Genomic DNA, 14,460 nt, shown 5'->3' with positions numbered 1-14,460 from the left:
TCGACGACCGCGCGGTCCAGGACGGCGCTGCGTCCGGTGACCGGGTCGGTTTTGATGATGTCGTCGCACGCCGGGGTTTGTCTTGGCGTCCTTGAGGACCACCTCCCGGGTGGTCACGGTGCGGAGCGTCGCCGCGGCTGCTGTGTGCGAGGCGGGAGCGTCCGTACGGCCGACCAGCACAGCAGAGGACATTCGAACTACCGCCCAACGGCTCATCGGTTGGGGTGATCGCCGGATGAACGGCGGTCGTGTGTGCGGTGGCCGCACTACGGTCCGATGTCATGAAGCTGGTGGTGCGCGTGAAGCTGCTGCCGACGCCCGGGCAGGCGTCGGCCCTGGAGGCGACCCTGCGTGCCTGCAACCGGGCCGCCACCTACGCCTCCGCCGTCGCCTTCGCAAAGGACCTGAAGGACCGCAACGGATTACAGAAGGAGGTGTACGCGGAACTCAAGGCGACGTTCGGGCTCTCCGCGCAGCCGGTGGTGCGGGCGGTGAAGAAGGTCGTCGACGCCTACGCGACCCTGAAGGCCAACCTGCGGGCCGGGAACCTGGGCCCGTCCACCTCCAAGCGGTACCACAAGGCGGTCGGTAGTCCGATCGTCTTCCGTCCGGAGGCGGCTCAGCCGTTCGACGACCGCTGCCTATCCTGGCAGTACGACGCGCACACGGTGTCCATCTGGACGGTGGACGGGCGCATGAAGGGCATCCGGTTCGCCTGCTCACCCGACCAGCTCAAGACCCTCGCGACCTACCGTAAGGGCGAGAGCGACCTGGTTCAGCGTGGCGGGAAGTGGTTCCTGGTCGCGACCTGCGACATTCCCAATCCTGAGGTGTACGACCCGGTCGACTGGATCGGGGTGGACCGGGGGATCGTGAACCTCGCCACCACGTCCGACGGCACCAACCACCAGGGCCGCCGTCTGGGCCGCTACCGGCGCTGGCAGGCCCGCAAGCGCGCTGAACTCCAGGCCAGGCAGACCCGCTCGGCCACCCGCCGCCTCGCCCGCCGCGCGCAGAAGGAGAAGCGCCATGCCACACATGTGAACCACGCCATCAGCAAGGAGATCGTGTCCGTCGCGCAACGCACCGGTCGCGGGATCGCTGTCGAGCAACTCAGTGGCATCCGCGAGCGGGTACGGCTACGCCGCGACCAGCGGGCCACCCTCTCTTCCTGGCCCTTCCACCAACTTGGCGAGCACCTGAGGTACAAGGCCCGCAAAGCGGGGGTGCCATTCATCGAGGTGGATCCGGCCTACACGTCGCAGCGCTGCCCGCGCTGCGGCCACACCGAGCGCGCCAACCGGTCTGCTCGGGACCACTTCCGCTGTCGTCGGTGCGGCCTCGCTGGACCCGCCGACCACGTCGCCGGGGTCAACGTGCGCAACCGGGCACGCTCGGCGTGGGCATTTGTCACCATGCCCGTCCCCGTACTGGGTGGATAGCCAACCCGTGCAGGGAGATGCGACCCGTGACCGTCCTGTCGTAGGGGGCAGTCGGGAGCGCGATCCGGTGTGAACCAAACCGAGTCTGTGCAAGCTCGGCCTGGTTCACGGCCGAGAAGATGACGCCGTAGTAGTTGAACAGCGCCAGGTAGGCAGTACTGCGGTCTTACTCGCACCCAGAGCCCTACACACCCGCGTAGGAGTGCAGGCCGTTCACGAAGAGATTGACACCGTAGTAGTTGAACAGCCAGCAGGCGAAGGCGATGAGCGCGATGTACGCGGCCTTGCGGCCCTTCCAGCCGGCCGTGGCGCGGGCGTGCAGGTAGCAGGCGTAGGCGACCCAGGTGATGAAGGACCAGGTCTCCTTCGGGTCCCAGCCCCAGTAGCGGCCCCACGCGTCGCCCGCCCAGATGGCGCCCGCGATGATCGTGAACGTCCACAGCGGGAACACGGCGGCGTTCACGCGGTACGAGAACTTGTCGAGGGACGCCGAGGCGGGCAGACGCTCCAGCACGGAGGTCGCGAACCGGCCGGGCTTGCCGCCGGTCGCGAGCTTGTTCTCGTACGAGTCCTTGAACAGATAGAGGATCGTGCCGACCGCGCCCACGTAGAAGACGGCGCCGCACAGGATCGCGGTCGAGACGTGGATGTACAGCCAGTACGAGTGGAGAGCGGGAACCAACTGGTCGCTGGCGGTGTACAAGATGGTGACGGCGACACCGAGGTCGAGGAGGACCGTCGTGATCAGGGGGAGGCCGAGCCAGCGGATGTTCTTCCGCAGCGCGAGGAAGGCGAGGTACACACCGACGGCGACAGTGGAGAAGGTGATGTTGAACTCGTACATGTTGCCCCACGGCGCCCGCTGCACCGACAGGGCACGCGTCAGCACACCGCCCGCGGCGATGGCGAAGGCGAGCACGGTGAGGGACACGGCGATACGGCCGTAGAGGTCGCCCTGCTCGTCACCCCCGTGCGCGCCGGGCCCGTCCGGCACGTCCCGCTCACCGGCCGCGGACCGCACGACCACCTCGGGCCGCTCCAGCACGGCGGTGCCACCGGCCTTCTTCACGGTGACGGCAGGCTTGGCCGTCTTGGCCGTCTGCGTCTTCTCGGTCAGTGCGGCGGCTGTACGGCCCACCTTGCTGCGGCTGCCGAGGAGCCATTCGGCGATGTACGCGAAGAAGGCCAGCGTGTAGACGGCCATCGCGGAGTAGATCAGCACATTGCTGATGTTGGCGAGGTTTTCGTTGGTCGCTGCGGCCAACTCGGTTGCGGCGGCGTGAGTCACGACGTCTCAGCCCCTTCGGCAGGTACGGCTTGGGGGTCGGGGTTGGGTGTCCCGGCGTCCGGCTCCGGGGCGGAGTCGGCGTCGGAGGAGGCAGAGAAAGAAGAGGAAGAAGAGGAAGAAGAGGAAGAAGAAGCGGAGGAGGAAGAAGAAGTCCGGGTGCCGGACGACTTGGGGGTACTGTCCTGGGGCTTCACTTGGCCGCCGCCCTTCGGGTCAGGGTCTGCGTCGGGGAGCTCGCGCTCGGAGGCGGCGGCCTCCTCGCCGGCTTCGGTGGCCGCATCGGCGTCGGCGTCCTGATCCGTTTTGGCATCCGCGGCCTGATCCGGTGCGGTCGGGGCCGCGTCGTGGATCAGTCCGGCCAGGTCGCCCAGTTCCTCGGGGAGCTTCGCGGACTCGCTGCGGCCGAGGCCCGCCATTTCCACGACGGTCGCGCCGTCGGCACCCTTCACGGCCCGCACCCACACACGGCGGCGCTGGATGAAGAGGGAGGCGGCGAGGCCGAGGATGGCGGCTATGGCACCGGCCAGCGCCCAGCCGCTGCCGGGCTGCTGGGTGATCTGGAAGCGGGACCACGGCTCGACGGAGTCGAAGGTCACCGAGCCGGCGCCGTCAGGCAGCTTCATGGTCTCGCCGGGCAGCAGCCGCTTCTTCAGCAGCTGGCCCTTGGAGTCCTTGAACTCCTTCAGGTTCTTCTTGTCGAGCTGGTAGATGTTCTGCGGGATACCCGAGTCGACACCCAGGTCACCGTGGTACGCGGAGAGCGCGAGCACGGGGAAGTCCAGTGCCGGGAACTGCGAGAGCATCTCGCCCTTGCCCGCCCCGGCGAAGGTCGGCACGAAGAAGGCGTTGAAACCGATCTGCTCCTTCTCGCCCTTGCCGTTCCGGTAGCCGTCGAGGACCTTGATCGCCCCGGAGGAGGTGAGGTTGCCGTCGATCGGCAGCAACGGCACCGCGTCCTGGAAGACGACCTTGCCCTTGCCGTCCCGGACGGTGATGACGGGCGCGTACCCGAAGTTGATCATGTAGACCTTGGAGTCGCCGACCACCAGCGGCTTGTTGACCTTGATCGTGGCCGGCTTCTCCTTGCCGTCCGCCCCCAGGCTGTAGGTGATGTGCGACTCGAACGTGCGCGGAGTCCCCCGGTTCGGGCCGTTGCGCTCGTAGGTGGCCTTGGCGGTCTTCAGGTTGAAGCTGAAGGAGTCCAGGTCGTCGAGCGTGAAGAGGTTGCCGGACTTGAAGTCGTCGTACTGCGTCATGGTGTTGGCGAAGCCGTCACCCTGCAGGATCAGCTTGGTGCCCTCGGATTTGAAAAGCTGGCCCCAGGCGAACGCGATCAGCATCACGATCAGGGCGAGGTGGAAGGCGAGGTTGCCCGCCTCCCGCAGGTAGCCCTTCTCCGCGGCGACCGCGTCACCGGCGACATGGGAGCGGAAGCGGCGTCGCTTCAGCACCGTCAGCGCGATCTCCCGGACCTGCTCCGGCTCGGCCTCGGTACGCCAGGTCGCGTAAGCGGGCAGCCGGTTCAGGCGCCTCGGTGCCTTGGGCGGACGCCCCTTGAGCTGCTCCACGAACTGCCAGGTGCGCGGGACGATGCAGCCGATGAGCGAGATGAACAGCAGGATGTAGATCGCCGAGAACCACACCGAGCTGTACACGTGGAACAGCCCGAGCTTCTCGTAGACGGGTCCCAGGGTCTCGTGCCGGTTCATGAAGTCGGCGACCTTGGTCTCGTCCTGTCCCGACTGCGGGATGAGCGAGCCCGGGATCGCCGCGAGCGACAGCATGAAGAGCAGCAGCAGCGCGACCCGCATGGAGGTCAGCTGCCGCCAGAACCAGCGGGCCCAGCCGATGACGCCCAGCGAGGGCAGGTTGGGGGCGTCGTCCCTGGCAGCGTCCTCCTTGGGGGCGGTGGACAGCTGGGAGCCGGCGGCGCCGAGGTCGTTCTCGTCGTCCGCGGAGGCGGCCTTGGCATTGGCCGTGGTCTTGGCCGCGGTCCTGTCCTTGGCCTGGGCCTTGGTCTCTGTGTTGCTCATGGATCAGATCCCCACCGTGAAGCCGTTCGACCAGACCTGCATCTCCTGCACGATGCGGTCCCAGGCGCCGGTCAGCAGGAGCAGGCCGGTCGCGATCATCATGACGCCGCCGATGCGCATGACCCACACGTAGTGCCGCTTGACCCAGCCGAAGGCACCGAGTGCCTTGCGGAAGCCGACCGCGGCGACGACGAAGGGCACGCCCAGCCCGAGACAGTACGCCACGGTGAGCAGGGCCCCGCGTCCGGCACTCGCCTGGTCCATGGCGAGGGCGTTGACGGAGGCGAGGGTCGGGCCGATGCAGGGCGTCCAGCCGATACCGAAGAGCGCACCGAGGAGGGGCGCGCCGGCGAGCCCGGCGGTCGGCCGGGTGTGGAAGCGGAACTCCCGCCGGGTGAGCCTGGGCATCAGCCCCATGAAGAACACACCCATGAGGATCATGAGCACGCCGAGCACCTTGGACAGCACGCCCTGGTACTCCTGCAGCGTCGACCCGAAGTACCCGAACAGCGCCCCACCGGACACGAACACGGCGGTGAACCCGAGCACGAACAGCCCGGCGCCGGCCACCATCCGCCCGCGCCGTGCCTCCGCCAGATCGGTGCCGCCCACGCCGGTGACGTACGACAGGTAGCCGGGCACCAGCGGCAGCACGCACGGCGAGAAGAAGGAGACGAGACCGCCGAGGACGGCGATCGGCAGGGCGATCAGCAGCGCGCCGCTCATGACCGTCTGGTTCTGGTCGGTGGACGCGGCGAGGTCAGCCGTGGCGGCGACGAGGGACACGGGTCACTTCTCCGCGAGGACCGGCTCGATCATCTTGCGCAGCTTCGCCTCGCTGAGCGCCTGGAGGGAGCGCGCGGCGACCTTGCCCTCCCGGTCGATGACGAGGGTCGAGGGGATCGCCTGCGGGTTGAGGGTGCCCTTCTCGAAGCGGAGCATCAGCTTGCCGGTCGGGTCGTACAGGCTCGGGTAGGTGACCTTGTACTCCTCCTCGAAGGCCCGGGCCGGTCCCGTACTGGTGTCGCGCGTATTGATGCCGACGAACTGCACGCCCTGGTCGGCGAGGTCCTCGGAGACCTTGACGAGGTTGGGGGCCTCGGCGCGGCACGGCGCGCACCAGGAGCCCCACACGTTGATCACGACGATCTTGCCCTTGTAGGCGGAGGCGACGTCGAGCTGCTTGTCGTCGATGGTCTTGCCGGAGAGTTCGGGGGCGTCGGCCCGGTCACCCTTCTTCACGGTGGCGATGCCGTCGGAGCTGGTGATGAAGCCGGTGCCGCCACCACCGCCCGAGGTCCCTCCGGAACTGCACGCGGTCAGGACGAGTGCCGCGACGGCGGCCCCGGCGGAGAGCAGGGCGGTGCGGCTACGGCTCGTACGGGCCCGACGGGTCTGGAGGGTTTGGCGGCTCTGACCGGTCTCACGGGTGCGGTGCGCGCGCTGGGGGGCGCGGGCGCGGCTGGCGGCACTCATGTGAAAAGTTTCGCATGCCCGTTTAGACGGCCTTCGGCACCCCCCTCAAGGACAGAAAACTCCATTTCAGACACCGTTCTTTCCATGCCTCCCGCCCCGCCAACCGGGCCGCTCGGGGCATCGCCGGGCATCGCCGGGCCGACCGACCCGGACACCGCCGGGCGGCCCGGACGCCACCAGGCCGACAGCCGGCCTAGGAGCCGCTCGCCGAACCGTCCGAGCCGGCCGAGGTGCCGCCGTCCGAGGTGCCGCTGCCCGACTGGGTCCCCGTATCCGCGAGGAACTCCTTCCAGCCCCCCGTCGGCTCCTGCCCCACCCCCAGCTTCTGGAGCTCGGCGAGCACCTCCGGCTTCTGGACGTCCAGCCAGTCCACGAACTGCCGGAAGGAGACGAGCCGTATGTCCGCGCCCTTCTCCCTCTCCCGCGCGATGTGCTTGAGGGCCGCCTCGACGGCGTCCATGTAGATGCCGCCGTTCCACTCCTCGAAGTGGTTGCCGATGAACAGGGGCGCCCGGTTCGTCTCGAACGCCCGCTCGAACCCGGCGACATACGCATCGGTGGCCTGCCGGCGCCAGCCCGGGTAGTTGGCGGGCGGGGCCTTGGTGGAGTTCTGCGACTGGTTGTACATGATGTTGTAGTCCATGGAGAGGACCTCGATGGTGCGCCCGGGCAGGGGTATCGACTGCAGCGGCAGATCCCAGATGCCCTGCTTCTTCCGCGGCCAGACCTGCAGGCCGCCGGACGAGGAGGAGTCGTACCGCCAGCCGAACTCGCGTGCGGTCGGCAGCAGGTTCTCCTGGCCGAGCAGACACGGGGTGCGGGCGCCGACGAGTTCCTTGTCGTAGTCGAAGGGCAGCGGGTCGAGGTCGGTCCACCCGGTGTTGGTCCGCCACTCCTTCACGAACGACTTCGCCTGCTCGATCTCGCTGCGCCACTGCTTGGGCGTCCAGTTGGCGACCGAGCCGTTGCCGCCGCAGAAGTGCCCGTTGAAGTGGGTGCCTATCTCGTGCCCGTCGAGCCAGGCCCGGCGTATGTGCCCCAGCGTCGACTTGATGTGCTCGTCCGTGAGGTAGCCGATGTCGGAGGCGCCTGGCGCGTTGTTCGGCGGGAGGTACGTGCGCTTCTTGGACTCGGGCAGCAGATAGATCCCGGAGAGGAAGAAGGTCATGTGGGCGCCGTGCTCCTCGGCGGCCTTCAGGAACCGCGGGAACAGACCGTTACCGACATCGCCCGCCCCGTCCCAGGAGAACACCACGAACTGCGGGGGCGTCTCACCCGCCTCCAGCGGCCGCGGCTTCCCCGGCTGCTCGGGCTGAGCGCCGGTGTACGCGGTGGACCCGTCCCCGATCGGCTTGGCCCCGCGCTCCCCGTCCCCGCCGCGCCCCGAGCCTCGCACCTTGGAACCCCCGGCGTCGCCCGCCCCGCCCTGCAGAACGGACCCGCAACCAGCCAGCCCCAGAGCGGCGGTGGCGCCGGCGCCCGCGCCGAGCGCGATCATTCCCCTCCGGCTGATGTTGCGCATCACTTCCCCCTTCGCCGTGCCATGTCCTCCTCAGGTCAGGCGAAGGACACCGGTTTAGAGGCCACGGCAAAGGCGGGGGTTCCACCGATCTAGCACGTATTTCAGTTACTTTGCGGAGATACGCTCAGATGCGGGCGACAGTACGCTTTGTGACGGAGCGTACGCCGGTGGGGCGCACGCGGGCACAGCCCAAAGCCGTACGTCCGCAGAGAGAGACGTACGGCTTTGGAGAGGGTCCTACGGCTCACGGGGTTCCGAAACAGCCGGTACGAGCACCCCGGCCGGGGGCGCCGGGAACTGCACGGCCGACCACAACACACGTGCAGTTTCCCCACAGCATCAAGCACCCCGGCCCGACCGAGCGGAGCGCCTACGCCCCGAACGCCTTGTCCTTGCCCTTGACCGGCTTGGCTCCGGCGAGGAGATGCGCCGGCACCAGATCCCGCGCCGGCTCGGTGTACCCCACGGACACGATCTTGTCGCCCTGGTACGTGAACGTGGTCAGCGACGCGAGCGTGCACTGCCGCTTGCGCGGGTCGTGCCACAGCCGCCGCCGCTCGACGTACGACCGCACGATCCAGATCGGCAGCTGGTGACTGACCAGCACGGCCTCGTGCCCCCGCGCCGCGTCCTTCGCCGCGTCGAGCGCTCCCATCATCCGGACGACCTGCTCGACGTACGGCTCGCCCCAGGACGGCTTGAACGGGTTGACCAGGTGCTTCCAGTTCTCGGGCCGCTTCAGCGCGCCGTCGCCGACGCCGAAGGTCTTGCCCTGGAAGACGTTGTCGGCCTCGATGAGGCGGGCGTCGGTGGCGAGGTCCAGCCCGTGGGCCTTGGCGATCGGCGTCGCGGTCTCCTGCGCACGCTCCAGCGGGGAGGCGACGACATACGTGACGTCCCGCGAGGCGAGGTGGTCGGCGACCCGGTCGGCCATGCGCCGCCCGAGCTCGGAGAGGTGGTAGCCGGGCAGGCGCCCGTACAGGATCCCGTCCGGGTTGGCGACCTCGCCGTGCCGCATCACGTGCACGACGGTGATGTCCGTGCTGCCCGCACCGCTGTCCATACCGTTGCCCGTACTGTTCACGCTGCTCATGCGGCGGCCTCCGCGGCGGCGCGGGCGGCGGCGGGCAGGGCGTCGGCGATGCGCTGGACGGCCCGCTCGTCGTGCGCGGTGGACACGAACCACGACTCGAACGACGACGGCGGCAGGTACACGCCCTGCGACAGCATGGAGTGGAAGAAGGCGTTGAAGCGGAACACCTCCTGCGTCTTGGCGTCCTCGTAGTTCCGCACGGGCCGGTCGGTGAAGAAGACGGAGAACATGTTGGAGGCCGTCTGCAGCGTGTGCGTGACGCCCTCCTTGCTCAGTGCCTCGGTGACGAGCGTACGGATCTGCTCGGAGACGGCGTTGACCTTGTCGTACGCGGCGTCGTCGAGCAACTGGAGCTGGGCGAGCCCGGCGGCGGTGGCGACCGGGTTCCCGGACAGCGTGCCGGCCTGGTAGACGGGCCCGGCGGGCGCGAGGTGCGCCATGACATCGGCACGCCCCCCGAAGGCGGCGGCCGGGAACCCGCCCCCCATGACCTTCCCGAAGGTCATGAGATCGGGCCGCACGCCGTCGATCCCATACCACCCGCTGCGGCTGGTCCGGAACCCGGTCATGACCTCGTCGGAGATGTACAGCGCCCCGTGCTCCGCGCAGGCGTCCTTCAGTCCCTGGTTGAAGCCGGGCAGGGGCGGTACGACACCCATGTTGCCGGGCGAGGCCTCGGTGATGACGCAGGCGATCTCGCCGGGGTGGGCCAGGAAGGCCTCCAGCACGGCGTCGAGATCGTTGTACGGCAGCACGATCGTGTCCCCGGCCTGAGCGCCGGTCACGCCGGGGGTGTCGGGCAGCGCGAAGGTGGCGAGCCCGGACCCGGCGGCGGCGAGCAGCGAGTCGACGTGACCGTGGTAACACCCGGCGAACTTGATCACCTTGCTGCGGCCGGTGAACCCGCGGGCGAGCCGGATGGCCGACATGGTGGCCTCGGTCCCGCTGGACACGAGCCGCACCTGGTCGAGCGGTTCGACGCGGGCGACCATCTCCTCGGCGAGCGCGACCTCGCCCTCGCCGGGCGTACCGAAGGAGGTGCCGCGGGAGACGGCCGCCTGGACGGCGGCGATGACCTCGGGACGGGAGTGCCCGAGAATCATGGGCCCCCACGAACACACAAGATCTACATACTCGCGACCATCGGCATCGGTCAGATAAGGACCGGTACCGGACACCATGAACCGGGGCGTACCGCCCACGGCGCGGAAGGCGCGCACGGGAGAGTTCACGCCGCCGGGCGTGACGACCGACGCACGCTCGAAGAGAGTCTGCGAAACTGGGGCTTCGTACGGATAGCTCACACAAGCCATGGTGTCAGAGGCCCCGAAGATCCCGCGGACAGGTGTTTCAACGCACGTTTCGGCGCGCGGCCGTGGGGGAGGTCACAATGACACGATGATCGGGTTGCGCGGCGGGGACCACGCGTCCTAGAACAGCAGTCGGGTGGAGATATGCATCGCGGTGGCGGACTGGGCGAGGGGACCGATGACGTCGGTCCGCGGCGTGCCCGGCGGGGAAGGCACCGGCGCGAGGCGGAGGAATCGACCGAGACACGAGGCGAAGCACGGCAGGCACAGGGTGGACAGATTCCGCCGGGCCCTCCCGGACCGGCAGGCCCTCCCGGGAGCCCGGTGGGTCCGCAGAGCCCCATCGGTCCGGTGGGCCCGCACAGTTCCCACGACTCCTTCGAATCCTTCAACTCCTTCGAATCCTTCGACTCTCCGGGCTCGACGGGCTATCAGGACTCCACGGGCACGGGTGATCGGCACGTCCCCAGGGCACCGCAGAACCCCTCGGCTCCACCGGAGCCCCCGGGTTCGCCGGACCCCACGCTTCCGCTGGGCCCTAAGGGGTCACACCAGGACGATTCCGTTCCGCAGCGCAGCGGCGCTGAGCGATTCGACCGGCCGGACCGTATGGACGGTAAGGACCGTATGGATCGGATGGATCACATGGATCGCATGGATCAGACCGGCAGGACCAACCGCACGCCCGGCACCCCCCGGACACCCCGGACATCCCGAATGGACCGGATGGACCACGTGGCCGATCGGCTGCGAGCAGGGAGCAGGAATGGTGGCCGGGTGGGGGTGACGTACAAATACTTCGGCGCGCCCGACGGCGCGACGGCGGCCCGTGTCCCGATCTCGATGCGACCCGAGGAACTCGGCGGCGACGAGCTCGGCATGAACGGCATGTTCACCAAGATCAAGCCGGAGACGATGGCCGCGATGGTGCTGACCGGCATCGAGGGCGTGCCGCTGCACAGGGTGCCCCCGCTCGAACTGGTCGTCCTCCACCCCGACTACGCGGTCGTCAAGCTCCCCATGACCGTCGTCGATCCGCTGCGCGGCATCGGCGAGGAAGCGGTCGGCGCGGCCGCCTTCATCTGGTCGACGGTCCCGGACCGCGGCGGCCCACGCGACGCGTTCAACGTGTACCAACTGCTCCACGAATGGCAGGACTTCAGCCACCGGCTGCATGAGGCGGGGCATCAGCCGTACTGCTTGGTGTGGCCCTGACCCTTGGGTTTCGCTGGTTTCGGGCGGGGCTTCCGGGCCCCGCTCTCGTCATGTGCCGAAGGCGGCTGTCAGGCGGCCAGTGCACGGTGCGGGCACATGTGCCTCGGCGGCGCCACCAAGGTGCTCTCCGTGGCGCCGGCTTGGATCAGTTCAGCGGTCGGCTCGCGGCAGGACCCTGGTGCGCGCGAGGTCCGCTTGGGAGAAGTGACCGGGGGCGGGTTCGATGCGGGCCCACTCGATGCTGAACCGGTAGTCGGTGAAGCCGAGTTCGGCGAGCAGGTCCATGTCCTCGCGCCGGCGGTGGTAGCTGTCGCAGCCGTCGCCGCTGGGTTCCGGGAGGGGGCTGTTCTCCTCGTGCTCCCGTTGCCACCAGTCGCTGTTGACGTTGTTGCCCTCGATCTGGTGGGCGGCGGTGGCGGTTCCCCGCAGGAAACCGTCGGGGAAGGGGAGACCTTCGGGGGTGGCATCCATGGCGGGCCTTCAACTCGATGCCGGTCCGGGCCACACGGCCGAGGCGTCGTCGCGGCCGGGGGCGGGCAGGCGGACCGGGCGGACCGGGATCGTGCGGGGACGGCCTTCCGAAACCGCCGTCCACGGGGCGGGGTGACCCGAGTAGCACAGAGTCGTCAGGACGAAGACGCCATCGGCGTAGACCTCGACGTACTCGCCGACGGTGAGGAGGCGAAGGGCCGAGGCGGGCTCGGTCAGGACGGTCTCGCCGAGTCGGCTGCCGTCGGGGCCGGTGATCCAGAGGTTCCTGCCGTCGCAGCCGACGACGAGGGCGGGCCGGGCGCTCCCGGGCGCGTCCGTGCGCAGGGTGATCTCGACACGACCGGAGAGGGTGACGTCGCCGACCGCGTGCAGACCGGGCTGCTCGGTCTCCTCGCCCAGCCAGGTGTCCAGCCCGGGCCACCACTCCAGGCGGGGCGCCGAATCGTCCTGCACGACAAGGCACTTGGGCTGGGCGAGCATGCCACGGCAGCGTTCGCCGGAGTCGGTGAGGCCGACGCGGCGGGGGGTGGTGTGCAGGACGACGCGGGAACCGTCGGGAGCGGCGATCACGCGGGGGGCGTAGGAGCCGGTCGGGCCGAGGGGGCCGCGGCGGGTCCAGGGGCCGCGCAGGCGGGGCGCGGTCCATGCCTCGAAGCCGCGGGTGGCTCCTACGGAGCCGAGCAGCAGCCAACTGCCGTCGTCGAGACGCTCCAGGACCGGGCACTCCAGTTCGTCGACGTCGCCCGGTGAGATGAGCGGCGGGTGCACGGTCCAGTGCTCCAGGTCGTCGGAGGTGGCCCAGGCGACGCAGCCGCTGACCTCGACCGGCAAGGAGGCGTCGGCGGCGCAGACGACCATGGCCCAGCCGTCCGACTCGTCGTCGCGTACGACGAACGGGTCGCGCCAGCCCATGCGTTCGCCGGTGCGGTACCAGCGTGCGTCCGCCTCGACGATCGGTCCGGTGCCGTGGCGCCGCCAGCCGGTGCCGTCGGTGCGGTCGGAGTACGCCAGCCCGACCGACTGCAGCGGCCAGCCGCCCGGGGTGAGCCCGGAGACGCCCGTGTAGAACATCGCCATTCCGTCCGCGTGCCGGACGGGGTGCATGGTCCACACGGCCTGCTGGTCGAAGCGGCCGGGCAGGCCGTTGCCGAAGGCCGTGCCTTCGGGACGCCAGTCGACCAGGTCGGTTGAGGTGGCCCGGCCGTAGGAGGTCTCCATCCGCAGATGGTCGAACTCGGCCGTCCACGGGCCCTGTAGGTGCAGCACGGAGTAGGTGCCGTCGTCGTCGCGGAGCAGGGCGAAGTCGTTCACGCAGAGGCCGGGCGGGGCGTATCGCATGCACAGTTCCTGTCGGCTCGTAGCGCTCAAACGTATGCGCTGACTCATGACCTCGAAGGTCTCACTTGAGAAAGCGGCTCAAGTAAAACTGAACGCAAACGCTTGCGCAACAGCGAGGCCAGGTTTACGGTCACGTCACTCGCACATCACAGCGACGTGAAACCGACGGGAGAAAAGCGCCGTGACGGTCAGCATCACCGACGTAGCCCGCGCCACCGGAGTCTCGGCATCCACCGTGTCCCGCGCGCTGCGCGGTCAGCCGGGCGTGTCCGACGAGGTCCGTGATCGGATCACGACCGTCGCCGCACGACTCGGCTATACGGCGTCCCGCTCGGCGTCCAGCCTGGCCAGCGGACGCACCTTCACGATCGGGGTCGTGGTCCCGTACGTGGGCCGCTGGTTCTTCGGCACCGTGCTGGACGCCGCCGAGCGCGTGTTCAGTGCCGCCGGGTACGACGTCCTGTTGTACAACCTGGGCTCGCCGGAGACCCGCAAGCGTTTCTTCACCAAGATGCCGGTCCGTAAGCGGGTGGACGCCGTGCTGTCGCTCCTCATCCCCGACGAGGAGGAGTCCTTCGCACTGCGCTCCCTGGGGGTTCCGTTGGCCACCACGGTCGGCGGCCCCCGCCCCGGCTTCACCGTGGTCGGCATCGACGACCATGCCGGCACGGAGAGCGCAGTGCGGCATCTCGTGAACCTCGGCCACCGCAGGATCGGCATGATCAGCGGGTCCAGCGGGCTACAGCACTGGACCACGCCCGTCGAGCGCCGCCGGGCGTACCTGGACGTGCTGGCCGACGCCGGCATCGAGCACGACCCGGCCCTGGAAGCGGACGGCGACTACACCGTGGAGGGCGGTGAGCGGGCCATGACGGAACTGCTGGCCGTCTCCCGGCCGCCGACGGCGGTGTTCGCCCAGTCCGACGAGATGGCGATGGGCGCGCTGCGCGCCCTGCGGCGGCACCGGCTGAAAGTGCCGGACGACGTGTCCGTCGTCGGTTTCGACGACCACGAGCTCGCCGACGTGATCGGACTGACCACCGTCGCCCAGCCGGTCGCCGGTCAGGGCGCCGAAGCCGCCCGGCTGCTGCTGCGGCAGCTCGACGAGCCGGAAGCCGAGCCGCCGAGGCATGTGCAGATGCCCATCCGTCTCGTCCTCCGCGAGACGACCGCCCCGCCGTACCCGCGCGGGCCCCAGTAAACCCCTGCCCCCTCCACGACCGCCGGCCCCAAAAGCCCCGCTCCCCACGC

11 protein-coding genes and 1 pseudogene are annotated in these 14,460 nt (G+C 69.3%); 3 read left to right on the top strand and 9 right to left on the bottom strand.

Features of this window, described 5'->3' with window-relative positions; genetic code table 11:
* Positions 1–281 precede the first annotated feature (281 nt).
* Positions 282–1,442 carry an RNA-guided endonuclease TnpB family protein gene (locus E0500_RS12400; protein ID WP_131567751.1) on the top strand — a complete coding sequence of 387 codons (1,161 nt, stop codon included), beginning with the start codon at positions 282–284 and terminating at the stop codon, positions 1,440–1,442.
* A gap of 184 nt (positions 1,443–1,626) precedes the next feature.
* Here E0500_RS12400 and ccsB read toward each other — a convergent pair whose 3' ends face one another.
* The 7 genes from ccsB to hemL form a co-directional block, all read right to left on the bottom strand.
* A complete protein-coding gene (ccsB, locus tag E0500_RS12395; protein ID WP_131567753.1) occupies positions 1,627–2,730 on the bottom strand; it encodes a c-type cytochrome biogenesis protein CcsB in 1,104 nt (367 codons plus the stop codon).
* Complete coding sequence (locus E0500_RS12390) at positions 2,727–4,763, bottom strand: cytochrome c biogenesis protein ResB (protein ID WP_131567755.1); 2,037 nt, start codon at positions 4,761–4,763, stop codon at positions 2,727–2,729. The genes ccsB and E0500_RS12390 overlap by 4 nt, the downstream gene beginning before the upstream one ends.
* Before the next feature lie 3 nt (positions 4,764–4,766).
* Positions 4,767–5,489: a cytochrome c biogenesis CcdA family protein gene (locus E0500_RS12385; RefSeq protein WP_131567761.1), complete on the bottom strand. Its 723-nt coding sequence runs from the start codon at positions 5,487–5,489 to the stop codon at positions 4,767–4,769.
* Between the two features lie 63 nt (positions 5,490–5,552).
* Positions 5,553–6,239 carry a TlpA disulfide reductase family protein gene (locus tag E0500_RS12380; protein ID WP_131567757.1) on the bottom strand — a complete coding sequence of 229 codons (687 nt, stop codon included), beginning with the start codon at positions 6,237–6,239 and terminating at the stop codon, positions 5,553–5,555.
* Positions 6,240–6,432: 193 nt separating this feature from the next.
* Complete coding sequence (locus E0500_RS12375; RefSeq protein ID WP_181586973.1) at positions 6,433–7,761, bottom strand: hypothetical protein; 1,329 nt, start codon at positions 7,759–7,761, stop codon at positions 6,433–6,435.
* 370 nt (positions 7,762–8,131) lie between these two features.
* Positions 8,132–8,854, bottom strand: coding sequence for a histidine phosphatase family protein (locus E0500_RS12370; protein ID WP_181586972.1), 723 nt, complete (start codon positions 8,852–8,854; stop codon positions 8,132–8,134).
* Complete coding sequence (gene hemL / locus E0500_RS12365; RefSeq protein ID WP_131571888.1) at positions 8,851–10,167, bottom strand: glutamate-1-semialdehyde 2,1-aminomutase; 1,317 nt, start codon at positions 10,165–10,167, stop codon at positions 8,851–8,853. Before hemL ends, E0500_RS12370 begins: the two co-directional genes overlap by 4 nt.
* Before the next feature lie 714 nt (positions 10,168–10,881).
* Between hemL and E0500_RS43770 the strand changes: the two genes are divergently transcribed.
* Positions 10,882–11,379 (top strand): hypothetical protein, encoded by a 498-nt coding sequence (locus E0500_RS43770; RefSeq protein WP_165935251.1) that lies wholly within the window; start codon positions 10,882–10,884, stop codon positions 11,377–11,379.
* A gap of 174 nt (positions 11,380–11,553) precedes the next feature.
* On the opposite strand, the pseudogene E0500_RS12355 reads toward E0500_RS43770, so the two are convergent.
* Positions 11,554–11,850, bottom strand: a pseudogene (locus E0500_RS12355) (family 1 glycosylhydrolase); the annotation flags it as partial.
* A gap of 9 nt (positions 11,851–11,859) precedes the next feature.
* Positions 11,860–13,209, bottom strand: a complete 1,350-nt coding sequence (locus tag E0500_RS12350; RefSeq protein WP_131571891.1) for a mucin-1 — start codon at positions 13,207–13,209, stop codon at positions 11,860–11,862.
* A gap of 181 nt (positions 13,210–13,390) precedes the next feature.
* Here E0500_RS12350 and E0500_RS12345 point away from each other — a divergent pair, with 181 nt between their 5' ends.
* Positions 13,391–14,410 carry a LacI family DNA-binding transcriptional regulator gene (locus tag E0500_RS12345; RefSeq protein ID WP_181586970.1) on the top strand — a complete coding sequence of 340 codons (1,020 nt, stop codon included), beginning with the start codon at positions 13,391–13,393 and terminating at the stop codon, positions 14,408–14,410.
* Positions 14,411–14,460 lie beyond the last annotated feature (50 nt).

Origin of the sequence: Streptomyces sp. KM273126 (genome assembly GCF_004337435.2) — a bacterium.
Taxonomy (GTDB): domain Bacteria; phylum Actinomycetota; class Actinomycetes; order Streptomycetales; family Streptomycetaceae; genus Streptomyces; species Streptomyces acidicola.
This window is presented reverse-complemented; position numbering and strand designations above follow the sequence as displayed.

Excerpts from the sequence above, each read along its gene's own strand:
- E0500_RS43770 (WP_165935251.1), top strand. The coding sequence starts at position 10,882 with ATGGACCGGATGGACCACGTGGCCGATCGGCTGCGAGCAGGGAGCAGG.
- E0500_RS12375 (WP_181586973.1), bottom strand. The coding sequence starts at position 7,761 with ATGCGCAACATCAGCCGGAGGGGAATGATCGCGCTCGGCGCGGGCGCC.
- E0500_RS12370 (WP_181586972.1), bottom strand. The coding sequence starts at position 8,854 with ATGAGCAGCGTGAACAGTACGGGCAACGGTATGGACAGCGGTGCGGGC.
- E0500_RS12385 (WP_131567761.1), bottom strand. The coding sequence starts at position 5,489 with ATGAGCGGCGCGCTGCTGATCGCCCTGCCGATCGCCGTCCTCGGCGGT.
- E0500_RS12380 (WP_131567757.1), bottom strand. The coding sequence starts at position 6,239 with ATGAGTGCCGCCAGCCGCGCCCGCGCCCCCCAGCGCGCGCACCGCACC.
- E0500_RS12350 (WP_131571891.1), bottom strand. The coding sequence starts at position 13,209 with ATGCGATACGCCCCGCCCGGCCTCTGCGTGAACGACTTCGCCCTGCTC.
- E0500_RS12400 (WP_131567751.1), top strand. The coding sequence starts at position 282 with ATGAAGCTGGTGGTGCGCGTGAAGCTGCTGCCGACGCCCGGGCAGGCG.
- E0500_RS12390 (WP_131567755.1), bottom strand. The coding sequence starts at position 4,763 with ATGAGCAACACAGAGACCAAGGCCCAGGCCAAGGACAGGACCGCGGCC.
- hemL (WP_131571888.1), bottom strand. The coding sequence starts at position 10,167 with ATGGCTTGTGTGAGCTATCCGTACGAAGCCCCAGTTTCGCAGACTCTC.